Origin of the sequence: Blautia sp. AM47-4 (assembly GCF_003479865.1) — a bacterium.
Classification (GTDB): domain Bacteria; phylum Bacillota; class Clostridia; order Lachnospirales; family Lachnospiraceae; genus Fusicatenibacter; species Fusicatenibacter saccharivorans.
Map to the genome: position 1 here is coordinate 1 of NZ_QUHY01000036.1, position 22,615 is coordinate 22,615.

General features: G+C 44.2%; 22 protein-coding genes and 4 pseudogenes. 1 reads left to right on the forward strand and 25 read right to left on the reverse strand.

All coding sequences use genetic code 11. The features are described 5' to 3' along the window. Positions 1-217: 217 nt before the first annotated feature. Positions 218-1,024 (forward strand): helix-turn-helix domain-containing protein, encoded by an 807-nt coding sequence (locus DW965_RS16480; protein ID WP_117762206.1) that lies wholly within the window; start codon positions 218-220, stop codon positions 1,022-1,024. Between the two features lie 61 nt (positions 1,025-1,085). Here DW965_RS16480 and DW965_RS16485 read toward each other — a convergent pair whose 3' ends face one another. The 25 genes and pseudogenes from DW965_RS16485 to DW965_RS16610 all read right to left on the reverse strand — a co-directional run bounded on the left by DW965_RS16485 (position 1,086) and on the right by DW965_RS16610 (position 22,173). Beyond that, positions 1,086-2,048, reverse strand: a complete 963-nt coding sequence (locus DW965_RS16485; RefSeq protein ID WP_014078537.1) for a DUF3658 domain-containing protein — start codon at positions 2,046-2,048, stop codon at positions 1,086-1,088. A 16-nt stretch (positions 2,049-2,064) separates the two neighbouring features. Further along, positions 2,065-2,453: pseudogene (locus DW965_RS16490) on the reverse strand (TnpV protein). After that, complete coding sequence (locus DW965_RS16495; RefSeq protein ID WP_002593556.1) at positions 2,413-2,685, reverse strand: helix-turn-helix domain-containing protein; 273 nt, start codon at positions 2,683-2,685, stop codon at positions 2,413-2,415. Before DW965_RS16495 ends, DW965_RS16490 begins: the two are co-directional and overlap by 41 nt. A 161-nt stretch (positions 2,686-2,846) precedes the next feature. Continuing rightward, positions 2,847-2,945, reverse strand: a pseudogene (locus DW965_RS22695) (Maff2 family mobile element protein); the annotation flags it as partial. 21 nt (positions 2,946-2,966) lie between these two features. After that, positions 2,967-4,577 carry a recombinase family protein gene (locus DW965_RS16500; protein WP_002605633.1) on the reverse strand — a complete coding sequence of 537 codons (1,611 nt, stop codon included), beginning with the start codon at positions 4,575-4,577 and terminating at the stop codon, positions 2,967-2,969. Positions 4,578-4,677: 100 nt separating this feature from the next. Further along, on the reverse strand, positions 4,678-4,860 hold the full coding sequence (locus DW965_RS16505; RefSeq protein ID WP_002605634.1) for a transposon-encoded TnpW family protein: 183 nt from the start codon (positions 4,858-4,860) through the stop codon (positions 4,678-4,680). Then, positions 4,857-5,714, reverse strand: a complete 858-nt coding sequence (locus DW965_RS16510; protein ID WP_002605635.1) for an ATP-binding protein — start codon at positions 5,712-5,714, stop codon at positions 4,857-4,859. The genes DW965_RS16505 and DW965_RS16510 overlap by 4 nt, the downstream gene beginning before the upstream one ends. Then, positions 5,711-6,469, reverse strand: coding sequence for a phage replisome organizer N-terminal domain-containing protein (locus tag DW965_RS16515; RefSeq protein ID WP_002605636.1), 759 nt, complete (start codon positions 6,467-6,469; stop codon positions 5,711-5,713). Before DW965_RS16515 ends, DW965_RS16510 begins: the two co-directional genes overlap by 4 nt. Then, the gene (locus DW965_RS16520; RefSeq protein WP_006058351.1) at positions 6,459-6,650 is read right to left on the reverse strand and encodes a hypothetical protein; all 192 of its coding nucleotides are present in this window, start codon (positions 6,648-6,650) and stop codon (positions 6,459-6,461) included. The genes DW965_RS16515 and DW965_RS16520 overlap by 11 nt, the downstream gene beginning before the upstream one ends. A 186-nt stretch (positions 6,651-6,836) precedes the next feature. Beyond that, positions 6,837-8,459, reverse strand: a complete 1,623-nt coding sequence (locus DW965_RS16530) for a relaxase/mobilization nuclease domain-containing protein (protein WP_002602093.1) — start codon at positions 8,457-8,459, stop codon at positions 6,837-6,839. Next, positions 8,431-8,829: a plasmid mobilization protein gene (locus DW965_RS16535; RefSeq protein ID WP_002602094.1), complete on the reverse strand. Its 399-nt coding sequence runs from the start codon at positions 8,827-8,829 to the stop codon at positions 8,431-8,433. The genes DW965_RS16530 and DW965_RS16535 overlap by 29 nt, the downstream gene beginning before the upstream one ends. A 533-nt stretch (positions 8,830-9,362) precedes the next feature. Then, entirely contained in the window at positions 9,363-9,566 is a 204-nt protein-coding gene (locus tag DW965_RS16540) for a helix-turn-helix domain-containing protein (protein ID WP_002602095.1), read from the reverse strand. Continuing rightward, positions 9,556-10,002, reverse strand: coding sequence for an RNA polymerase sigma factor (locus tag DW965_RS16545; RefSeq protein ID WP_002602096.1), 447 nt, complete (start codon positions 10,000-10,002; stop codon positions 9,556-9,558). Before DW965_RS16545 ends, DW965_RS16540 begins: the two co-directional genes overlap by 11 nt. Positions 10,003-10,205: 203 nt before the next feature. Further along, complete coding sequence (locus DW965_RS16550) at positions 10,206-10,973, reverse strand: class I SAM-dependent methyltransferase (protein ID WP_002602097.1); 768 nt, start codon at positions 10,971-10,973, stop codon at positions 10,206-10,208. Positions 10,974-11,186: 213 nt separating this feature from the next. Further along, positions 11,187-11,641 (reverse strand): annotated as a pseudogene (locus DW965_RS16555) (helix-turn-helix domain-containing protein). An 81-nt stretch (positions 11,642-11,722) separates the two neighbouring features. Then, on the reverse strand, positions 11,723-13,642 hold the full coding sequence (gene tet(32), locus DW965_RS16560; protein WP_002602099.1) for a tetracycline resistance ribosomal protection protein Tet(32): 1,920 nt from the start codon (positions 13,640-13,642) through the stop codon (positions 11,723-11,725). An 835-nt stretch (positions 13,643-14,477) separates the two neighbouring features. After that, positions 14,478-14,618, reverse strand: coding sequence for a Maff2 family mobile element protein (locus DW965_RS16570; protein ID WP_016300369.1), 141 nt, complete (start codon positions 14,616-14,618; stop codon positions 14,478-14,480). Positions 14,619-14,654: 36 nt separating this feature from the next. Beyond that, positions 14,655-15,467 (reverse strand): annotated as a pseudogene (locus tag DW965_RS16575) (VirD4-like conjugal transfer protein, CD1115 family); the annotation flags it as partial. Positions 15,468-15,606: 139 nt separating this feature from the next. Further along, positions 15,607-16,674, reverse strand: coding sequence for a M28 family metallopeptidase (locus DW965_RS16580; RefSeq protein ID WP_117760455.1), 1,068 nt, complete (start codon positions 16,672-16,674; stop codon positions 15,607-15,609). Between the two features lie 342 nt (positions 16,675-17,016). Further along, positions 17,017-17,697 (reverse strand): hypothetical protein, encoded by a 681-nt coding sequence (locus DW965_RS16585; RefSeq protein ID WP_004612634.1) that lies wholly within the window; start codon positions 17,695-17,697, stop codon positions 17,017-17,019. A gap of 80 nt (positions 17,698-17,777) precedes the next feature. Next, on the reverse strand, positions 17,778-18,263 hold the full coding sequence (locus tag DW965_RS16590; protein ID WP_117682908.1) for a hypothetical protein: 486 nt from the start codon (positions 18,261-18,263) through the stop codon (positions 17,778-17,780). 81 nt (positions 18,264-18,344) lie between these two features. Continuing rightward, a complete protein-coding gene (locus DW965_RS16595; RefSeq protein ID WP_080786840.1) occupies positions 18,345-18,512 on the reverse strand; it encodes a transposon-encoded TnpW family protein in 168 nt (55 codons plus the stop codon). A 284-nt stretch (positions 18,513-18,796) separates the two neighbouring features. After that, positions 18,797-20,233: a virulence-associated E family protein gene (locus DW965_RS16600; RefSeq protein WP_242995464.1), complete on the reverse strand. Its 1,437-nt coding sequence runs from the start codon at positions 20,231-20,233 to the stop codon at positions 18,797-18,799. Continuing rightward, complete coding sequence (locus tag DW965_RS16605) at positions 20,148-20,801, reverse strand: CHC2 zinc finger domain-containing protein (protein WP_158568532.1); 654 nt, start codon at positions 20,799-20,801, stop codon at positions 20,148-20,150. The genes DW965_RS16600 and DW965_RS16605 overlap by 86 nt, the downstream gene beginning before the upstream one ends. A gap of 106 nt (positions 20,802-20,907) precedes the next feature. Further along, positions 20,908-22,173 (reverse strand): serine/arginine repetitive matrix protein 2, encoded by a 1,266-nt coding sequence (locus tag DW965_RS16610; RefSeq protein WP_147345089.1) that lies wholly within the window; start codon positions 22,171-22,173, stop codon positions 20,908-20,910. Between the last annotated feature and the right edge of the window lie 442 nt (positions 22,174-22,615).

Genomic DNA, 22,615 nt, shown 5'->3' on the forward strand with positions numbered 1-22,615 from the left:
CTACATCGCCGGGGAAGCATATCCCACACAGGCTGGTCATTCGATTGGAATAATCCATCGATGAACTACCTGTATCATAGAACATTTTTGTGCCCTGTGCCGTATGTCCACAAAGTAGGAATTAGGGGTAAAAATCAGAAATTTCCACGATTGCGGAAAGTGTGATATAATCCAGATAAGCGGCAGCAATCAACCCACCGGAAAGGAGCGTGCGCCCATGAAAGGAGCAACAAGCATACAGGAACGTCTTTGGGAACTCCGCAAGGACAAAGGCTTAAATCTGGAAGAATTATCAAAGCTGACGGGCATTTCCAAATCAGCTCTTGGGAATTATGAAAAAGAGGATTATAAGGAAATCAATCATGGCAACCTTATCACGCTGGCAGACTTCTATGGAGTTTCCGTTGATTATCTGCTGTGCCGGACAGAGAACAGGGAGCAGATCAACACGCCATTGACGGAGCTGCATTTGAGTGATGAGATGGTAGCACTTCTGAAAAGCGGTCGGATTAATAACCGTCTGCTATGCGAACTTGCCACCCATAAGGACTTTATCAAGTTTCTTGCGGACATTGAGATTTATGTGGATGGGATTGCCACCATGCAGATTCAGAACCTCAACGCCCTTGTCGATACCGTCCGGCATGAAATCATTGAACGGTATCGCCCTGGCGAAGACGACCCGCATTTGAAGGTGCTGCAAGCTGCACATATCAGTGATGATGAGTATTTCAGTCACATGGTTCTGGATGACCTCAACCTGATTATCCGGGATATTCGGGAAGCCCATAAAAAGGACAGTGAGAGTGCGCCCCAGACCACCGTTGCCGATGAATTGAAAGAAAATCTCGAAGCAGTCGAAAATTTCAAGGGCAGCCGGGATGAAAAGCTGGTTGTCCTTTACTGCAAGCAGCTCGGTATCAACTATAAAAATCTGTCAGACGAAGAATTTCGCTGGCTGATTCGGATTCTCAAAAAATCAAAGAAAATGGGAACGCCTATCAGCCAGAGGAAAAAACGGTAAAAAAAACCGCTGTTGCATGGTTGGGGTGCCTTCCATGTAGCAGCGGTTCTTGCTGTGGTTATTATTTCATTCGTTTTCTTAATATCCGGCGATAATTTGTTTCTCCCTTTGGTGCGTCCTGTATAATTTCCAACACACCATCTTCAAGCATTTTATCAATGCGATTAGAAATCCATACATCACTAATTCCAAGTTGATATTTTCCTAAAACATTACCTATAACAATAGCCATTTTGAATTGCTCTGGCTGTTCCGCAATTTCACGAAGAATGAAACTATCATATATATCTTCTGAAACACTTTGCAATTTACCATTTAGCATTGCACGCAAAGGTGCATTTTCATTTTGAAGTTGATTCCATTTCATAGCACAAGCTGAAAGAAATACAGGCTTAGCTTTTTCTTGTAGAGTTATATATTTTCCCCATTCGCCAGGAGAAACCTCACCCCATGCTATTTTGGATGTCATAGTATTTTCTTTTCCATATTCCCAGGCAGGTAACTTAACCAAATAAATTGTTGTCTGACAGTTTAATGGTCGAAGTTGTTTCATAAGCCAGTACATACCGCAAAGTTCATCCGGATTATAGCTATACCAAATACGAACTTCTTCCCCAGCTACATATCGTTCAATAACCGAAGACAATGTAGTTTTAATTTTCTGTATTTTTTCTTCAACCTGATAGTCTAAATCCTCTACAAACCAGACAGACAGCATTTTCTTGAGAACATTTTTCCGCTGTTCGCCAATTCCATTATCAGAAATATCTCCCACACTAAGAGCCATATCAAAACAATAAACATCACTGCTCTTGCCTCCCAATGGAATAGCATTCTCCCAAGCAATATGTTCTTGTTCCTGTGCTTGAATTTGTGCTTCTTTCATTTCATCTGAAGATGGAACACTCCCATCTTCGTGCCTCATAAAGACCGAAACTGCACTTCCTCTATACTTTCCCTTACCGTAAGTTTGGGCAATTTTCAAACTTCCACAGGCACTTTCACCAAATACAATTTCAATCATCTTATATACCTCCGATTTAATTACTCCCGTATGAATAAATTATATCATGCAAAACAATTTCTTCTGCCCGGTTGTGAATGTTATTACAACGCTGCACCCATTCCATTTGTTGAGTTCGCTTCAATTCCTCTGTCACGCCCTCGGTGGCTTTCATCTGCTCCATGATAGTGTCTAACCGTTCCTGTGCCTGTTCGTTCAGGTCTGCAAGATATGTCCACAATTCTCCGGTCAGTATCAATGTATTCAATCTGGCTGGGTGGACTTCCCTTAAATATTCCCGGTGCATCCGTCCGTACTTTCCGATAGGGCGGTGTTCCTCCGGCAGTTTCAAGTCCGGGATGTAGTATCTCCGACAAGGATATAATCAATTCCGTTTTCCGTTATTCTTGGTTTCAATTCTCTCATGTTCCTTACCTCCTGTGGAAGCAGGCTCGTCTGGTACTAACTCAATCACATCGGTAATCTCACAATTCAGCGTTTCACAGATACGGGCTAATGTGTCCATGCTGATGTGCTTTCCCTCTTTGCTCATGTTGGCAATCATATTCGTTGTCATACCAGCGGCAAGCCTTAAATCCTCTTTCCTCATATCACGCTCTAACAGTGTGTGCCAGAGTGGTTTATAGCTGATGTGCATATTGTTTTCCTGCCTTTCTATCCATACCACCGAGGCGGCTGCCCCGGCAGGAACTTTTCTCTTATTATAACACCAATCTTGTGAAATCACAATTTATTCTTGTAACCTGCCGCTGATACCGTCTGGATTGTGCTTTTCCTTTCTTTTTGCTCCCTTTAATTAGCCATGAACTGTTTCATACCCTGGCTTTTTGCTGATGTGTGATAAAGAAGTAGTAGAAGTGTAAAAAATTTTGCCGTTCCTATCCGGCGTTTGCGCATTGCGCCGGATAGGTCGGGCGGTCATTCGGGCAGGTCTACCTTGCCAACGAAAGAGTAATAAATATCAATGTCCTGTCTGCGTGTGCCGTTCTCGTCATAGCTGCACTCATGCACAACGATTTTCTCCACAAACTCACGCAAAAGGGTAGGGGTAAGTTCTTCAAAGCTGGTGTACTTGCGGACAACATTCATAAACTTTTCTGCGTTTACCGTGGCTTCCTGCGCTTTGGAAAGCTCTGCCCGGATAGCGGCGGCTCTCTCTTTCAGTTCTTTCTGCTCGGCTTCATAGTCTGCCGACAGCTCCGTGAAACGCTCGTCTGAAATGCGCCCGGTCACGCTGTCCTCATACAGCCGCTTGAAGATAGCGGATAACTCGCTGATACGCTTCTCGGCGGCTTCCAGCTCCTTTTTCCTTGCGGCGTTCCTGCGCTTGCCCCCGTCCTCGTTCTGCTCGATCAGCAGCTTCATAAACCGGGCTTCGTGCTTCGCTGCATAGCTGGTGACTTTCCGCAGATTGTCGGTCACTCCGGCGGTCAACAGGTCGGTGCGGATAAAGTGCGCCGTACAGTCACGGGTACGCTTCTTGTAGCTCCCGCAGATATAACAATCCTGCTTGCGGGTGGCGTTCTGGTAACGCTGCTGGTAAAGGACGCTGCCGCAGTCGGCACAAAAGAGTATGCCGGAGAATAAGCCCACTTCATCATAGCGGTTCGGGCGTTTGCGCTGCTTGCGTAACTCCTGCACACGCTCCCACATCTGGGTGTCAATGATAGGCTCATGGTGGTTCTCGAAAATCGCCTGTTTCTCAATGGGGTTCTCTACGCTGTGCTTGGTCTTGTAGGACGGCTTCTCCGTCTTGAAGTTTACCAGACAGCCCGTGTACTCCCTGTTTTCAAGGATATGTACCACGGTATTGGTCGCCCACTTGCACTCATAGCCGGGGTGGTAGCGGCGGGTGCTTCCCGTCCGACGGTATTCCAGCGTTCCCGGCGTGGGGATCTCCTGCTCTGTGAGCATACGGGCTATCTTGGTCGGCCCGTTCCCGGCAAGGCACAAGCTGTAAATCTGCCGCACAACAGGGGCGGCTTCCCCGTCAATGATAAAATTTTCGTCCTCGTCCATAAAGTAGCCGTATACGGGTTTGCTCGTGACGGGCTTCCCGCTCATACCCTTAGACCGTTTTACTGCTTTGATTTTCTTGCTCGTATCTCTCACCAGCCATTCGTTAAAAATGTTCCGCAGAGGGGCAAAATCATTGTCGCCCTGTGCGCTGTCCACTCCGTCATTGATAGCGATAAAGCGGACGCCTTTCTGTGGGAAAATCATTTCCGTATACATTCCCACTTGCAGATAGTTTCGCCCTAACCGTGACATATCCTTGACGATAACGGTGCCGACTTTTCCGGCTTCAATGTCCGCAAGCATGGCTTGAAAACCGGGTCTTTGGAAGTTCGCCCCAGAATAACCGTCATCTGTGTACCATTGCAGATTGGAAAAGCCGTTCTGCTTCGCATAGGTTTCAAGAATACGCTTCTGGTTTGAAATAGAATTGCTCTCACCTTGCAGCTCGTCCTCGTGGGATAATCTCGGATAAAGGGCGGTAATAAGGTTTCGGGTGGTCTGTCTTAACATAGTGTCCTCCATTTCCGACAGCCAGCCCCACTATTCCGTATGACTATCATACCACACGCCGGGGCTGGCTGTACAGTCCTTTCTGCTTCTTTACGTCCCGTCAAATTGCCGATTTTTGTGTAGCAGCTTCCGCTTCCAGCACTTTCAGCATTTTATCGGCGGCGGTGGCGGTGGTGTCCTGCTTGAAATAGCCGGAAACGACAAGGACAGAATTACCTATGCGGATTTCCGTCACGCAATCCGGGCGGCGGGTGCTGCGGTCATTCTTTGGGGTGTTGGTCATAGGCGGCTCTCCTTTCTGTTCATCAGCTTTTTCAGTTGTCCCATTTTCTCCTGCGCCGTGGCTTTTCGGAAGTTGCTCCCGGTAAAGCGGACAGGAGAACACATTTCAATCAGACGGTCATAAATGCGGGCGTGGGCGGTGTCCTCCGGGTGCTGCAAGTCCTCCAGCGTGAGATTAGTCGTGACGATCAGCGGCCTGCCGCTGCGGTAACGGCTGTCAATCACGTTGTAGACCTGCTCTAAGCCGTATTCCGTTCCCCGTTCCATTCCAAAATCGTCAAGGATAAGCAGCGGGAAGCTGCAAAGTCGGGAGATATATTCATTCCTGCCCTCAAAGCTGGCGGCAAGGTCACCCAATATCAATGCAAAGTTTGTCATGCACACGGGGATTTCACGCTCCATAAGGGCATTTGCGATACAGCCCGCAAAATAGCTCTTGCCTGTGCCAACGCCGCCCCATAGCAGATAGCCAATGTTGCGCTCTTTCATGGTTTCCCAGTTCTCCACATAGAAATGGGCGTGTTCCATTTGCGGGCACTTGCCGTTGTCGTTCTCAAACGTCCAGCCCTGCATAGCCGGGTCTGTAAAGCCCCGCCGCTTCAACCGCTCGACAGTTTCAAGGTGACTGCGCTGTTTCTCTGCGGCTTCCCGTTCCTCACGCTCTGCCCGCTGGCAGTCACATTCTGCCGGGTGGCGGTCACGCCCCAGCCATGCGGCGGTTTCTTTGGGGAAATAGCCCTCTTTGGGCTTGTGGCACTTCCCGCAGTATAAAAGCCCGTCCTCGCCGGTGTAGTCCTCCGGCTCCGGCGTGGTGTCGGTCATATTCAAAATCATTTCATCAAATCCATTCGTCATAAGCTCTCGCCCTCCTTACAGGTATAATCGGGTATGCCCTTTTTCGGGGCTTTCTTGGCTGCGTCCTCCTGCGCCCACTTGAAAATCGTGGCTGCATGGCTCTTGTATTTCCTCCCGCTGGAAGCGATATGGCAGGATAGGCGGTCAATGTAATACTCCCACTTGCCGGGAAGCTCTGTTTTCAGCCCGTCAAGCTCCGTATCGGAAAGAATGACATTGTGGTATCTGCCATAGGCGGCGGGGGCGGGGTGTCCCGTTTCTAACTCTCTCTCTTTTTCTATTTCTATATCTATCTCTTTCTCTATCTCTATCTCTGGTGGACAAATGTCCGCTCGATATGGTGGACATTTGTCCGCCCCTGTCTGCGGCAGGGCTTTTTGTTCCTGCAAAGCCAGCCGCGCCCTGCGCTTGCGCTCCCCCTCGGTAGAGGACTGGCCGATTAAAAGCTCAATGTTGCTCATGTAGAGTGCGCCGCTTGGCAAAGGCTCCACAAGCCCCAGCTTCATAAAGATTTTCAAAGCTCTCTCTACGGTACCTACCTGCTGGCGGGTAATGGTCGCAATCATCTGGGCGGTGTAGGGGATATTCTCGTCAAGCTGCAATTTCCCGCCGTTTTTCAGCGATTTCAAGTACAGCTTCAAGAGAATGTTGGAATAGATAACGCCGTCCTGCATACTTTCCAGCAGAACGATTGCATCATCGTCAAAATAGCTCTCTTTCAGCTTGAGGTAGTAATATTTGCGGTTATCTGCCATAGGCTGCGTCCTCCTTTTTCCAGCGTTTGGAATAATAGCGAGGGCATAGTATGATAACCGCCCGGAAGCTCTGTTTGCAGTCACGGGTGCAGCCCCGGCATAGGTCGTTGTAAGTGATACGGTTGCGGTGGTTGAGGAAGAAAGACCATTCCAGCCGCCGCTTCTTGCTCATTCTCGGCAATGGTAAGCTCCTTTCTGCCGTTCCTATCGGTGTAGCGGGATAGGGGGCATTTTCTGTATGTTCTCGGTATCATTTTCGGGCTTTTTCTGCCCTGTAAGCCCCGTTTGGAAGTCGGGGAGTATTGCGGTAAGGGTTCATATCATACCTGTATTTTTGTAGGGTTTCGGTATCATTTCGGGGCGGTCTTTAACGCTCCTGTTCACGCTTTTTCTGCTGGCTCGGTGCGCCCCTTAAAATCTGGTCGATATTGCGTCTGACTGTCTGAAGCTCCTGCGCCCGCTGGCGTTTCTCCCGGTAGTCGTTATATCCGGCGTTCTTCTGGACGGTAAGCTGCTCAATCTCCCTTTGCAGGGCTTTGCTGGCTGGCAGCTTGGTTATTCCATGCTCCCGGAAATAACGGGCGGCTGTGTCCGCTATGATAAAATCGCTTTCGTGCTGTTCCCGGTAGGCTCTCCGGGCTTTCTCCGATTTCTGCGCTTTCAGACCGTCACGGGCGGGCTTCGTGCCGATATAGCCCAAAAGGTTGCGCTGCAATTCCTTTTTCTCCCGGATAGCGGCTTCCAGCCCTTTCAGTCCGGCAAGGCTCTCCTGCGTGGCGGTGTTGGCTGCGGAAATGGCAGCGTCCAGCTCGTCCGGGGAAGAAAAGCCATACTGCTGGTAGAGCATGAGGGTAGCCGACATCTGTTTGAGGTTGTGCATGGTCGCCCACTTCTCATAGCCCCGTCCTTTCCCCTCGGCTCGCTTGGCGGCTATGTCTACCATGCGCTGTACAGCGTCATTGTTCGGGGCGTTTTTCGCTTCTTTTTTCGTCCGTAAGCGGTCTTTGATACTGCCGGGGTATTCCGCTATGGCTGCGGGTTTTTCGGCGGCTCTGGCGGCGTTCTGCTCCAAAACGGAGAGGACAGCAGCCCGGTCAAAATCGTCCCCCAGCTTCCGGGCGGTAATTGGCTTCGTCCTGTCCGGCGTGAGGTAACTTAGCCGCCCCCGGCTCTCCTTGACGGTCACACCATGCCGGAGAAGCAGGGCGGCAAACTCATCAAAGCCGGAAGCAGCGGCAAGGGCTTCCCGGATAGTCCGGCGCAGCTTCGCCTTATCCGTTTCAAACTTGGTCTGCCGGGGCGCGATACCGTCCGCAGCAATAGGGGCGTTGGCTCTGTCAAGGGCAGCCTGTCCTTTCTTCTGCGCCCAATACTCACGCTCGGTAATGCGTTCTTTGCTGCCGTTCAAAAGGTCTATCTGGTAAAGCCCCTCGCTGTGGCACATCTCCATGACTTCGGCTTTCAGATAGTTCATAGCTGCGTCCGTACAGCGGTGCTTGCAGCCTGCTTTCCTGTCCGCTGGCCTGTCCATGTGGGGCAGCATGGGAACCTCCGCAATCCGCAGACTGTTAATGACGATATGCACATGGATATTTTCGGTGTGGCTGTGTCCGTCCGGGTGGGTGCAGACAAGGGCCTGGTGTCCGGGGAAATGCTCGGCGCAGAACTTCTCGCCCAGCTCCTGCGCCCGATCAACGGTCAAGCCGTTGTCCGGGCCGTCCCGTGGGTCAAAGCTGATGATGTAGTGGTGGCTCTTTACGTCCTCCCGTTTCTGGTTCTTGCCGTAGCGGAGATTGGAGCGCATACAGGCAACGGCAAAATCCTCCCCGCCACAATTCAGAGAGGATATGCGGTAGTCTACCCTCGGTATGAGCCGCCCGTCTGCGTCAAGGGTGGGCTTCATGGTAAACTCGTCATGCTCGAATGTGAGGTATTTTTCAGCGTCCCCGTAGTTGGCATTTTTAGAGCTGATATGTTTGAGTATCGCCAACGGCTTCACCTACTTTCTGCAAGACTTCAAACTTCAAGGCGGCAAGGTCGGCGGCGGCTCCCCGCACTTCCTTTTCCAGCCCCCGGTAGGGGCTTCCGTATTCGTTCAGGCTCCGGGCAATCTGGTTTAAGTTGCCGCCGATTTTCCCGTACTCTGCCGTGAGCTTGGAGAGGGCGGCAAGCAGCCCGTCATTGACCGGGGAAACGGTGACAATGGGGCGTATGGTCGCTTTCCGTATGGCTTGCCGGATAAACTCGGACTGGCTGATTTCATAAGCCGCCAGCCGCCCGGTGAAGTCGGCGTATTCTTCATCGGTCATGCGGGTCTTTACCACATGACGGCGGTGGGGCGTATTGTATTTCTTTCGCATGGTCTGTGACCTCCTTTCTCGCCCGACAGGGCGCATAGCAGGGTTTGGGGAAGGCACTCCCCAACAAGATTCCCGCAGGGGCAAAAATAAGCGGAGAGCGAATTTTGGCACCTCGGTAGAATCTTGCTCTGAAAAACTCCGGCGTTCCCCGGCTCCCGTCCTTTCCGCTAACAAAACGTTTCAAAAGGGCTTTGCTACCCGCTATTCCGGCTTATCTTGAAAATTTTCCTTTCACTACCTACAACACCACGCAAAGCAAAATGGACGGAGATTTTTAGAATTTCCCCTCTATTCCCTACAACACCACGCAAGCCGGAATAGGCGGACAATGGCAGTATTTTTTTCTTTGATACCCTCTACGGATAAGTAAGGGATTTTGCCAACTGCGGCGGCTATTTTCCCTTTTGTTTTTTCATACTGGGGATTTTCAAAAATGCCAAACAGGAACGAAAAAAAGCAGCAAATCTGTTGAATAGATTTACTGCTTTCTGGTTGCCGGCGAAGCGGCGGTTATTCAGTTGTAGGCGGTAGGGCTATCTCCCAAAGCGGAACTTGAAAATAGCTGTGAGAAGCGTCTGGGTGATGTAGTCCTCTGTATCTTGGTCTACCCGTCCATTCACACGGGCGGCACATTGTATGCGGCGGCGGTAATACTGCAATACAGTTCCCACCGCTTCCGGCTCCCCGCTGGCGGCTTGGACGATTGTTTCATAGGGGAGAAGCCTATTATTTCTCATATGCCATTCCCTCCATTTCCGCTTGGAGCTGCCGTAGGGCTTTTCGGATATGGTAGCCCGCTGTGCTGCGGCTGCGCCCGTACTGTCTGCCAATTTCGTGCTGTGGAATACGCTTGAAAAAGGACAGGTAAATCATTTCCCGCTCCCGTTCGTCCAGCCGTGACAGGGCTTCCGCAAGTAAACCGCTGCTGAAAATGACCGTATCGCCGCAAAGGGTAAGTATGTATTCCTCGTCCGGCTCCGGGGCTTGGAAATATTCATCTGTCGTGCCTAAAGGGTAGTGCTTTTCGTCTGTGAGGTATTCAAGGGATATTTCTCTTTTGTGCTTCCTGCTCCGTGTCCTCGCTGCGTTGATCGTTGCATTTCGGATAACGACTTTGCAAAAGGCATGGAAAGTGTACTCGATATGTTCCCGATATTCTTCTGTACAGGTCATGGAAAATCCCCCTTTCCTCCCAAAAGGGCTGTGGCTGGTTAGTAGTTGCTTTTTATGATAGTAAGGGGCGGCAGCACTTTAGGCTGTCGCTCCTTGACTGCCTAACTGCAAAACCGGGCGGGGCTGTCAACGGCGGGCGAAGCCGTTCATCTTGACCGTTGACTGGCTCGGCCGGGTTTGCTATTTATCCGGCAAACTTGAATTTATTTTAAGCTATCACGTTTTACCTTTTTAAGCCTTACTATCATTACCATAGGAATTTCTTTATTGTTTTTGAAACATTCTTCATAAAATCCATCAATGACAAATCCAGCTCTGAAACAAAGGTTAAAAATATCTTGTATGGAACGATGATAATAAATCTGCTCCTCCGGCTGCCCTTCGATCGCTATATCATAGTAACTGTGCGGTGTCATATATTTTTCAGTCAATGTGATAAAACAAGGGTGCTGCGTTGCAAAGACAAAAATCCCGTTTTCCTCCAATAGTTCATAAACAGCCATAAAAAGCGGTTCAATATCCGTAATATCCATAATTGCCATATTAGAAACTGCTTTCGTAAAGGCTCGATTTCTTTTTAATCCTAATAAGCTTTCTCTATTGGTCGCATCCGCTACGCAAAACTCAATTTGTTTTGCATATTGTGATCGCCGTCTTTTAGCCAATTCTATCATTTTTTTGCTGTAATCAAAAGCGACGACCGAAGCGCCTCTCTGTGCAAGATACGAAGAATAATTTCCATTGCCGCACGCAATATCCAAAATGTAATCCGAAGGATCAGGAGAGAGAAGTTCCGTTACTTTGGGACGTACTACCTCTCTGTGAAATTCATTGGATTCGTCACCCATTGCATCATCCCAAAATTGTGCGTTTTTCTCCCAGATCTTTTTGCTTTCCTCTGTTCCCATGTTCTCTCCCACTCCCAAAATTTGCCTTTTTGCTTCCATTAAATCTTCCTTACTATATTCCATTGTTACCCTCCATAACTTCTGATTGTTGCCGTCTTGACTATTATGTATCTTTTCTTTCCAAAATGGTATAGGCTTTTATTTTTATAATGCTGCAAAACTTTTCTTCTGTAAGGTATTCAAAGGATATTTCCCTTTGCCGCCGCTATTGGAAAGCCAAAAGCAGCGGCTTTTTTACGCGATATGACCGAAAAGACTAGAAAGCAGGATATGTCATCATTTGTCATTTCTTCTCAATGTAATAACTGCATGGCATATCAAGCCAAATACAAGAGAAAAACAGCCACCGCCAAATAGTGATGCTCCCCACCCTGCACCCGACATTGTCATAAAACCGCCAACAAAGAAAATACCAATGCCAAGAAATATCCCGACACCATAAAAAAGTCCAATTGCCATATCATACTTATTAAATTGTCGTTTCTCTTTTTTTCACATGTTTCCATTTTTGTTATTACCTCCTTCGCAAAATCGTCCATGTGGACTCCAAAAAGAAAACAAATTTTTTTCAACGTATTTAAATCGGGTTCATTAACATCTCTCTCCCAATTCGATAGCGCCTGCCGGGTAACATTCAATTTCCCAGCCAGTTCTTCCTGTGTCATTCCCGATTGTGTTCGCAGATGACGTATTTGCTTTCCTGTTGTAATATCCGTCTGTTTCTGGTTCAAAATGGTTCCTCCTCTCTGATGCTGATTTTATCAATGATATTTCGCAATAGCCAGCAATGAACGTTTGCATTGCGCAAGATGTTACATTATCTTCTGAAACATATGCCGGATCTTGTCTAAACGGCTGTTCGGGCGGCGTGGCTGAAACACAGGCTCGCCGGAAGTTTCCTGATACCCTTTTAATTCTGTAATGCAGACACTTCTTCCATTTGTATAAAAATTCAAATCATTTCTATATTCACCAATACAACGGGCAGGGATTTCCCCCTTAAAAATAACTTCATCTTTTTCAAGTCTGGTTGATTCAATGATTGCGCAATACTTTGGTGCGTCATTATAAGCCCGTGAAAGATATTCCTGCGGTGCAAAAAGGGTAAAGGAAAGGTATGGTTCCAACAGTTGTGTTCCTGCTTTTTTCAATGCCTGCTCCAACACGACAGGCGCAAGAAAACGAAAATCAGCGGGGGTGCTGACCGGGCTGTAATAAACTCCATAATCAAAACAAATTTGGCAGTCTGTCACTCCCCAGCCATATAAGCCCTGCTCCATTCCATAACGCACACCCTCCATGACGGCATTTTGAAAACTTTGGTTTAAATAGCCGAGAGATACCTCGCTTTTATATTGTGTTCCGCTTCCAACAGGAAGCGGTGTTACAGTCAAACCAATAGATGCCCAAAACGGATTCGGCGGCACTTCAATATGAATCGTGTAGCTCGCTTTTTTTTGCGGTCTTTCCAGATAAATAACCGAAGGCTCTTTCATAGCCACGCCCACATGATATTTTTCTTCTAATAGCGAACAAATAACTTCTAACTGTACTTTTCCCAAAAAAGATAATATAATCTCATGTGTAACAGTATCAATGTCAAAATGCAAAAGAGGGTCTGTATCAGCAATCTCTGTGAGGGCATTTAACAGGGCTTCCCTTTGCTCCGGCTTTTGCGGCTCTACCGTTGTCCGAAGTAATGGCATGGGATTATCAATCCGTGTTTTGTGAGGCAGGAGTTTTTCATTTCCCAGAATGTCGTTCAGTTTCAAAGTATCATCAGCTAAAATAACAATTTCTCCCGGACAGGCATGGTCAACCGGGACGATTTCACCATTTGACGGAATACACATTTCTGTAATCTTTATTTTTTCCTTTTTTGACAGCAGCAGGGTATCCCGTAAATGGAGCGTCCCATGATACAGGCGTAAATAAGAAAGCCGTTTTTTCCGCTCTGTATACTCAACCTTAAAAACATATCCACATAATTCAGACTGAATATCGTCTGTTTCTGTAATGAAAGTTTCTGTAATCGCTTCAATCAGTTTTTCTGTTCCTAAATTGTCTTTTGCACTCCCATGATAAACAGGAAACAAAGAGCAGCATCTGGTTCTTTTGCACTTTTCATATTGTAATTCCTGTATATCCAAAGAATCCTCTGCAACATATCGTTCTAATAGTTCATCGCTTCCGGAAATAATCATATCCCATTTGTCCAAATCAGAAATATCGGTCATGGTTATCTTTGGCGACAGGGAAACCTCCTGCATGACAATCATATCACTGGTAAGTTTATCTTTAATGCTTTGGTAAACACGCCGCAGGTCGATCCCATTTTGGTCTATCTTATTTATAAAGATAATTGTCGGAATGTCCATTTTCTGAAGCGCATGGAATAATATACGGGTTTGTGCCTGTACGCCGTCTTTTGCCGAAATGACTAAAACAGCTCCGTCAAGGACAGATAAAGAGCGGTATGCTTCGGTTAAAAAATCCATATGACCGGGAGTGTCCACGATATTGATTTTATAATCATTCCAGCAAAAAGAAGTAACCGCTGTCTGAATGGTAATTCCGCGCTGCCGTTCCAAAATCATAGTGTCTGTTCTTGTAGTTCCTTTATCCACGTTTCCTTGTTCCGCAATCGCTCCACTGGTGTACAGCAGGCTTTCCGTCAATGTTGTTTTTCCTGCGTCTACATGGGCGAGAATTCCAATATTGATTATTTTCATGTGATTGTCCTCCTTTTACAGCCCCAAAAGGGCATAAAAATCCCCAGCAGTAAAATACTTTTACCACTGGGGATTATAATTTGCGGACATACACATATACAGCATACACCTGTTTGTGATTGCTGTTTTTCGGATATGTCAAAATTGATAAGGCAAAAGTATTCTTAAATTGGGTACAAAAAACCAAGCCCCCACAAAAGGGACTATCATAATCCTTTGTTCCCACTATTTGATTATAGTTTTATTTAATAATACCTTGCCGCATATTTTTTACTCCTTTTTTGGAATGATGCTATTATATCACATTAGTTTTAGGAAAGAAAGTACCTAAAAGAAATTTTTCTTCCCCTTATATGTAACAATCATACCGACTTTCTGGCGTTCAGAATGGTTTCTGCTGTCTGCTGTGGTGTTTGGTTGGAATTGTCCAGCCAAAAGCCGATCCGTGGTGTTGTCTGCATAAATGTATCGTATAAGGTTTCAACCGTAAAGCCGGAATAGCCTGTTTTCTCCCTGTATCGTTCCCTTCCTTTTATTGTTTCCACATCTGGACAAAGAACGACAACCTCAACAGGGTATTTATGCGGCACAAAAAATATGTACATGTAACTAATTCAACACATTTATAATTTGAATAGGGACATTATAGCATTTACTAAATACAAATTCAATGTATACGGAAATAAAGATATAAGGAGTGGGAAGGATTCCGCCGTAGTCGGCATTGTAGGAAAATCCAAAAGTTTAGATTTTCCCACAATGCTTATCTTTTGGTCTTTGGTTCGGAATAGTGTAGTGCTGGCGGTCTATCTCTTGTTTTCGGTTGCTTGCTTCCTTACCGTACATGAGCATTGGAAGCAGGGTTGTCCTGGCCATAACCTTCCAGAAGGTTGATAACGCCCCAGATACCAAGACCTGCGCCCAGGGCCACTACGAGAGTCTGCAAAACACCAACAGCACTGTTGAAAAATTCCATAAAATAATCCTCCTAAAAAATGTTTTTGATTTTGGGTTAAGTTGTTGCGTCAATCTCGTACACATCGAAGGTGTCCGTGGGTTTTACCACGGCACGCTGCTTCTTCATGTACCGTTCCATGTCAAAGACATTTTTAGGGTCGGCGTCGGCCGTGTATCTGTAATTCGGGTGCCGGGTGAGGTCGTACTTGTCCGAAAGGAACGGGCGCACGCCCCGCAGCATGAAGATACACTTGCCGCCGTCCATCACTGCCAATTCGTCTTGGGTCATCAACTCCTTTCCTAATTTCTGATAACTGAGGCCATGGGAAACCTGACTGCCCCGGTTTTCAGACTGGTTATAGAGATCAATGGTCTCTTTCCCCAGCAGCTCCGAAATTTCCTTGAGCGTGGATTTCTCTTTGCCTCCCAAAAACAAGGTGCTGTCACAGTTACCGACGATGGTATCTGCCGCGTCCTTGTAGATGGTCTTTAGCTGACTCTGCGACTGCAAAATAATAGAAGCCGATATTTCACGGCTTCGGATGGTGGCAATCAGCTTATCGAAGTTCGGTATCTGGCCGATGTTGGCAAACTCGTCCAGGATCAGACGGACATGGACAGGCAGCCGCCCGCCGTAGAAGTCATCCGCCTTGTCGCAGAGCAGATTGAAAAGCTGACTATACATGAGGGCGGCCACGAAATTGAAAGTGCTGTCTGTATCTGACAGGATCACAAACAGCGCCGTCTTTTGGTCGCCCAGGGTATCCAGTTCCAGTTCGTCATACTCCATCAGGTCCCGCAGCTCCTTGATATCGAAGGGAGCAAGCCGGGCACCGCAGGAAATGAGGATGGATTTTAAGGTCTTGCCAGTAACAAAATGTCAATAGTTTTTTAATCACTTTTTTCAAAAAGGCAAAAAAAATAGAACGTATAGATTATTTCCATACGCTCTATCTCACATTTCATATTAAATTTTGAATGCTACAAGCTGTAATTCTCTTCCTTTCTTATTCCCAATTGTTTTCTTGTAATACTAAATGAAGTAAGTGAGAATAATTAGCCATTGTATCTTTTGCACGGTTTCCATATTCGTTTTCTATAAAAGACAAATCATCCTTATCGGAATGCATAATCAATCCATGATTTTCTGTTTCTACTGGTAAACCATTGAGCCAATTATTTGCTTCAAAATAAATATAAGGAATTCCTATATCACTAAATGGAGCATGGTCACTTCTCTTTTGCCCTGTTGGATATGGATAATCAACATTTCCTTTTGGTGTTAATTGCATTGGTAAATTTGCCTTTTTTGCAATTTCAAATGCCTTATTTACAGCTTCTACATCTTTAACAACACCTTTATCATTTATGCGTCCTCCATACAAATAAAGATTATCTCCTGCAAGAATACTATCTATGTTTATCATTAGCACAATATTGTCTTTTTCTTTCTTTGTAAGAGAATTAACATATTCTTTTGAACCATGCATTCCTGTCTCTTCTGCACCAAAAAATACATATTTAATCGTATATGGTGTTTCGACATCTATCATTCGCAATGCACTTTCTAATGCAACAGCTACACCTGAGCCGTTATCATCTACGCCATGTGTTCCTGCACTATCATAATGAGCTCCAACAATAATAGTTTTTTTCGATTGCCCTTCTTTGATTACTTCAATATTTTGACTTGATTGGCTATCTTCACCACCATCAAAAATATTTTCTCCAGATGTGTCCATCATAGGAACACCTTCCTCAATATCAAAAGAATTTAATTTTATATCCTTTTCTGAATATCCACCATTTAACAAAATAGCAGATATAAACGAAGCCATTTCCTTTTCCTTTTCTGTACCCGCAATTCGTCCTGGCAAGTTCTCTTGAATATATTTTAAAAATGCGTATGATTGTATTCCATAGTTTTCTAGCTTGAAACTCTCTGATATTTCTTGTGTAAGAGTAAAATCTTTTGCATTTTTCATTATTATTGCTGTATGCTTATCACCACATCCTGATAACAAAGAACATACAATAACGATAGATAAAATAATAATGCATATTTTTTTCTTCATAGTATTTCGATTAAATTTTATATCTGATTTTTGATTATCCGCATAAATACAATACTTTCAAGCATTTTGACGTATAGGAAAACATTCATTTTACCACGAATTTACCACGATTGAATAAGCCTTGATATGACCTATAAAATAACACTCAAAAGACATCATTATACCTAAATGGTGTCTTTTAAAAAGCAGTCAATCCTAAGACCAACTGCTTTGTATAATGGATATGAAGTTGTCAAACTGGAATTTTTTGCTAACATTATACTTCATCATCCCAAATCAAAGAACGCCTACTCATATACTAACAAAATAGCATTTTATTATATGATATAGAATTTACAACTTTTAAAAGTTATCATCAAACTCTTTGTTTTCTGTATTCTTTTTTAAAGCGATCCATAAAACTATAAAAAAGAGGACATATACAATCATTCCCACCACAGTTGATTCCTGAGCATATTTTGTTGACAAATTTAGCAGTCCTTGTTCTTCTCCAATCTCTTTTATAATATCAAAATCTGCAAACTTCTCCATCCAATGTCTTAACTGCCATAGGTAATAAATGATTACAGCAAAATATATACCCGCAATTCCTCCTAATCCCAAAGTACAATTTTTCATAGATTTATTCCACAAAATTTTTTTCTTCGCAACACAGACATATAAAACAAAAATAATAGCACTTCCAAAAATAAGGATTCCCATTTCCATCATAAATGCTGTAACAATCAAATTTCCTGAAAATTTCGTAAAGTGTTCTATAATAGCGTCCAGCCCCATTTTTAAACATGCTGAAATTAAACCGAACACAACTCCAGTAAATCCAAGTTTTAAATAATTTTCATTTTCTATTTTAATAGCTAAATACAACATAGTGCTATAAAGCATCCACAAAATAAAAGATGCTATAAATAATTTATCAAAATACCCCCACGCCATATAAGGCACACCTACCAACCACTTTGAAAGCAGTCCAAATAAAATGGTTGATATGGTTACGATTGTTAAATTTTTACTATTTACCATTTGCCAAACCTTCTTTACTTATTTTGATAATTGCTTAGTGACATATTGCTTCATACTTTTTGATAAATTGTAAAGCAATATTATTCTCCTGTTTTTTTGTTACAAGTCACTTCTATCCAATATACTACATAAGCACATAAAAATATTGCAACTGGAATAAAAGATAACGGTTCAACATAATTTACAAGCTCTGATATGCCCGTAAAAAACGCATATTCTGTTTCAGACTGTGGGAAAATGACAGCATAACCATATGAATGTGATAAAAGTGTAATAATAAATGGTATTACAACACATACTGAAACTGCCATAATCGTATTCAAGACACCTAAAATAGTAGACTTGCTTGAATGTTCAAATATCTTCTTCTTTGAAAGAAACCACAATAAGATAAATACAATTCCGATTACAATAAATTCTCCAATTTGGTAAAAATTAAGAACGCTATTTTCTAATATTATTTCCCCATATCCGAGCATGGACTTTAAGAAAATTTTGGGTTGTAAACAAATAACCAACCCTAGAACTATATAGAGAACAAAAACAGCCATAGAAACATTCAGCATATTCGATTAAACCTCCTTTATAATTTCAGATTTATTACTCACATGATATCATATTTTTTCTTCATTTACATCCACCTAATTTTAATAAACTGCCATTCGGCTTGCTTCTGTAACCAGCATCCGGTTAATCTTCTCCTGCATTGTTTCCTTTGCATCTTCATTGAAATGATAACGGACAACATAGACTGTCTGCCCGATTTTCTTTGTAAATGTGTTCCCCTCTGTTTTTGTATTCATCATTTTTTCCATAATCATTTTTTCCTTTCTTTCCTGTGCCCGACAGAGAGAGGATTGTCTTTGTCCCTGCCGGAAGTTTATCTGTACACTGACAACATAAGTGTCAACATGGGGTTTGAAACTTTTTACTGGTTGTTTTTTTATTTTCCAAAATACTACTGGAAAGTTTTTTGAATGTTCTTGTTGACACCTGTAAAAAAAGCTGAAACGCCAGTAAATATAAGGGTTTTAGGTGTCAACAAATCTGTCAACAAGCGATAAATTTACAGAAGATTTGTAGCCTTCCGATATCAAAATCAGCCTTTCTCTCTGTCGGGCAGGTCAAATGGCAGCTCCAACTGTTCTGCCTTCGTCAGCTTCGTAAATCCGTCTTCGTCCGGTTCGTTGCCACCCTCTTCTGTTCCTTCCCTGACCCAGCTTCTCTGTCTGCCATATCCTTCCTTTGAAAATCTGTGGATTCCATCCCTCTTCCAGCCGGTGATCTGTGTATCCATAATGGAACAGATCTCATTTGTCTCGAATTTTTTCGGCTCCCGTTCAAAATGGTCAAAGGCTTCTTTCCAAATCTGGACGGAGCATACATGAGTTCCCTTGTAGGCATCTAGCCAGCCCTGAATCATTCCTGCCATCGTATCTTCCTGTGTGAACTGTTTCCGGTATTCACTGATCTTCTGTTCCATTTCTTTTGAGAATTTCAACAGACTGCTCTTATTCTCCGTTGACCAGTAGATTTCCATTGCTTCTGCCCATAGCTGGTCAAAATAGGCTCTGGCTTCTTTTTCATCATCAAGGATATGCTTCTCTGCCTTGCTGCTGTCTATGGCAATCGGCAGGAACCGTCTTGCCCCGGTACGGTCAAAGGGAATAAACTGCCTCGTGTTCGTTGACCCGGCAAAGATACACTGACGCTTCCGATCTTCCTCATATTTATCATAGGGATTCCGGTAAGTGTCTTTCTGCCTGGTCAGGAATGATTTGATCTCTTCATTGCTTTTCGCACTGATTGCTGCAATCATCTCTGACATTTCCATGATCCAGTGTCCCCGGAGATGCTCATATATCTTACTGTCGTTCAACTGTTTCAGGTCATCAGAAAACCAGTCATCATTCAGTGCAAGGAAACGGAAGAATGTGGATTTCCCGGCTCCCTGCTGACCTACCAAACAGAGCATTTCATCTGCCTTACAACCCGGACGGTAGATTCTGCTCAACGCTTCCATCAGGAAATGTTTCACAACCTCATAGACAAAATCCGAAGCATCAGCTCCCATATACCGTTGCAGTACATAACGGATTCTCTCCTGTCCGTCCCATTCCAGTTGTTCCAGATACTCACAGATTGGGTGGTATGCCCGGCTGTTGGCTTCTATGCGGAGTGCCTTATCCATACATTTTTCACTTGTGAGCTTGTAATACCGTTCAAAGAAATAATAAAAATAAGTCCTGCCATCATCGTCCAGTTTGCAGATTTCCTCATTCCACCAGAGTTTTTTCACAATATCAATCCTGCCTGTCAGCTTGTTGTACTTCATGCTCTCACGCACAAGCGGATCATTTCTCAGCACGACCATATAATTTCCTACCGTTGCTTTCGCAGTTCCCTTTTGTGTATATTCCAGCATCTGTTTCACTTCATCGACTTTACTTTTATCTGCCATCCGGAGCATTTCTTTCATGGCATCTTTCTGTTCTTTTGTAGCAATCTCCTTTATCTTCTCTTTCGCATTGCTCAATCTTCTCCATCTCCTTCCATTTTTCTTTGACAAGGACTTCCTTATCTGCCCTATCCCCGAAGAGCAAAATATCCAGATAATACTCAACAACCGTCAGTTCACTGAGAGAAATCATAAACTTTTCATTCCATTCTTCTGTCCATGTTTTTGGTGCATACTGCTCTTTCCATTCCAGAAGTAGGCTACGGTAATTCAGATATGCTCTCAGGCATCTTAGATATTTTTTCTGCCAGAGTTCTTCCGGTGTCGGCTTCGGCTTTTTTATTGGAACACGTCTCTTGTTCTGCAGTGATTCCCTGTCCTTGCCGGAATAAAGAATCCTAAAATCATCTGCCAGCTTCATAGCAGCATCTTTCAGTCCAATGCCAAACAGTTGTGCTGTAAAATCAATCGCATCTCCCGTACAGCCACACCCGAAGCAGTAATACCTCCGGTCAACTTTCATACTGGGTGATTTGTCATTATGAAAAATACAACGGATCAGTCCGCTCCTGTTGGGCTTCAATCCATACAATTCAACAGCCTGCCGGACAGTCACGTTCTGTTTTACTTCATCAAATAATCCCAATTCATTTCCTCGCTTTCTTATAACTGCTTCCCAAATCCGGGAATCACTTTTTACTCAAAAACAAAAAGGCACTTTGTCCTGTCCTTACGGAATCAACAAAATGCCCTTATAGTTCCAGATCACTAGAACATGATTTTCCTTTATTCAGTTGTTTTCTCTCTGCCTCTTCTCTTTGAATCTTTGCTACATTCTGTGCAAGTCTTTCCCTGATAGATGGCTTCACTTCTTTTTTGATTTCTTCTACAACAGCTTTTTTCTTCTCTGGCTGTTTTAACTGTTTAGTAATCCGTATGACCACTTTTTCCATTGCAGTTTCTATTTTTCTTATCAGCCCGTCCAGTCTTTTTATTGCATAATCCTTTTCTCTTTTGGAAGCCTTGTGTTTCGGATCCTGAATCCACTTTTTAGAATCTTCTGCCAAACGGATATCATCTCTTCTGGTAGCCAGCATTGCTTCTTTTGCTACTTTCTCCACTGCCTTGTCATAAGCTTCACTGGATACTTCATCAAGCAAGGTTTCCACATCTTCAATACGGATGGTAAGCTGTTTCAGTTCCTCTCTCTGTTCTTCAATTAGATCACCCTGCTTGAATATACGGTCTGAATTATTTGCAAATTCTGTATCCTGCTGTTTTATTTTTTCTTCCTGTGACTGAATAATTTCTTCATTTGCACGCACATACCTTGACTGTTTTGCAAGCTCCAGACGATTCTCGTTCACCTTATCAATCTGCATAAGAATTGTTTCCTGTTGATTCGCAATTTCTTCTTTCTGCTTCATACGGATATAATCTTGTTTTTCCAAATACTTTCTTCCACCATACGATGGTTCTTCATCAAGTTCCAGTCCGTGACGTTTACAGATATCTAAAAACATTGTCCGGCAGGCAGAATCAAAAACAACCTTGCGGTTATTTGTCTTTGATCTCTTCTTTTCTGGATCTGGAAGTTCAAATCCAAGTTCTTCCAATGCTGTTTCCTGTTTCGGCTCAATTTCTCCATATCGGTTTGTAGCATCGAAAACATGACGCTCATGAATATGAGGTGTTGCTTCGTCCATGTGTAGCGACCAATCAATAATATGCACGTTAGAGCCAAACCGCTTATCGAACTCTTTCTTAAACTCGTCAAATACTAAAATCAGGGTTTCCACAGAAGCATGTTCATCTATTGTTCCAAGCTGATAGATACTTTCTTCCGGACAGGTCTTTTTGTTTTTCCAAACATCTTCCACTTCTTTGCATCTGTCTGGGTGTCTGGCTTTCACATGTCTCTCATTTTGCTTCATAACGTAATTTCCATAATGCTCTTCATAGAATGCCAGCTCAATTTGTTCAAAAGAAAAATTATTCTCTTTTCCCTGATCTTCCATTGTGGTATATCCCTGATAGCAATCCCAGTAAATATTTTGCCGGACTCTTTCATTGTCGATATGCTCACTGTGTTCCGGATTAAATCTCCGATCATTATGAAGCGGATTGTAAACTCCATTTTTCCCAGATCTGCCATTATGCCTTGTTCCTTTCATTTCACATTTCTCCTTTCTTTCAAGTTGTTTCCCCGAAGGGATTGCAGCGAAGCTGCTTAAAGGCTCTGTCGCCGTTACAGATAGTACCCAGTACCATATGGCGAAACGCCATATCACTGGGCAATGGCTGCCGCCCTTAACCTGCTAAGGGCTTCGCCCCTTAACCCCAGCAAGGTGCTGCCTCCCTTTGCAATCCAGGCACAAAGGACTTCCAGTCCTCTGTACTCCCGGCAGACAAAACGTAATTCCTGCCGCTGTCCCTTCGGCATGATCTCCGTTCCGTCTG

Excerpts from the sequence above, each read along its gene's own strand:
- DW965_RS16545 (WP_002602096.1), bottom strand. The coding sequence starts at position 10,002 with ATGACCTGTACAGAAGAATATCGGGAACATATCGAGTACACTTTCCAT.
- DW965_RS16515 (WP_002605636.1), bottom strand. The coding sequence starts at position 6,469 with ATGGCAGATAACCGCAAATATTACTACCTCAAGCTGAAAGAGAGCTAT.
- DW965_RS16500 (WP_002605633.1), bottom strand. The coding sequence starts at position 4,577 with ATGTTAAGACAGACCACCCGAAACCTTATTACCGCCCTTTATCCGAGA.
- DW965_RS16610 (WP_147345089.1), bottom strand. The coding sequence starts at position 22,173 with ATGGAAGATCAGGGAAAAGAGAATAATTTTTCTTTTGAACAAATTGAG.
- DW965_RS16595 (WP_080786840.1), bottom strand. The coding sequence starts at position 18,512 with ATGGAAAAAATGATGAATACAAAAACAGAGGGGAACACATTTACAAAG.
- DW965_RS16580 (WP_117760455.1), bottom strand. The coding sequence starts at position 16,674 with ATGAAGAAAAAAATATGCATTATTATTTTATCTATCGTTATTGTATGT.
- DW965_RS16535 (WP_002602094.1), bottom strand. The coding sequence starts at position 8,829 with ATGCGAAAGAAATACAATACGCCCCACCGCCGTCATGTGGTAAAGACC.
- DW965_RS16585 (WP_004612634.1), bottom strand. The coding sequence starts at position 17,697 with ATGGTAAATAGTAAAAATTTAACAATCGTAACCATATCAACCATTTTA.
- DW965_RS16480 (WP_117762206.1), top strand. The coding sequence starts at position 218 with ATGAAAGGAGCAACAAGCATACAGGAACGTCTTTGGGAACTCCGCAAG.
- DW965_RS16540 (WP_002602095.1), bottom strand. The coding sequence starts at position 9,566 with ATGAGAAATAATAGGCTTCTCCCCTATGAAACAATCGTCCAAGCCGCC.
- DW965_RS16505 (WP_002605634.1), bottom strand. The coding sequence starts at position 4,860 with ATGACCAACACCCCAAAGAATGACCGCAGCACCCGCCGCCCGGATTGC.
- DW965_RS16485 (WP_014078537.1), bottom strand. The coding sequence starts at position 2,048 with ATGATTGAAATTGTATTTGGTGAAAGTGCCTGTGGAAGTTTGAAAATT.
- DW965_RS16495 (WP_002593556.1), bottom strand. The coding sequence starts at position 2,685 with ATGCACATCAGCTATAAACCACTCTGGCACACACTGTTAGAGCGTGAT.
- DW965_RS16550 (WP_002602097.1), bottom strand. The coding sequence starts at position 10,973 with ATGGAATATAGTAAGGAAGATTTAATGGAAGCAAAAAGGCAAATTTTG.
- DW965_RS16590 (WP_117682908.1), bottom strand. The coding sequence starts at position 18,263 with ATGCTGAATGTTTCTATGGCTGTTTTTGTTCTCTATATAGTTCTAGGG.
- DW965_RS16510 (WP_002605635.1), bottom strand. The coding sequence starts at position 5,714 with ATGACGAATGGATTTGATGAAATGATTTTGAATATGACCGACACCACG.
- DW965_RS16570 (WP_016300369.1), bottom strand. The coding sequence starts at position 14,618 with ATGGAATTTTTCAACAGTGCTGTTGGTGTTTTGCAGACTCTCGTAGTG.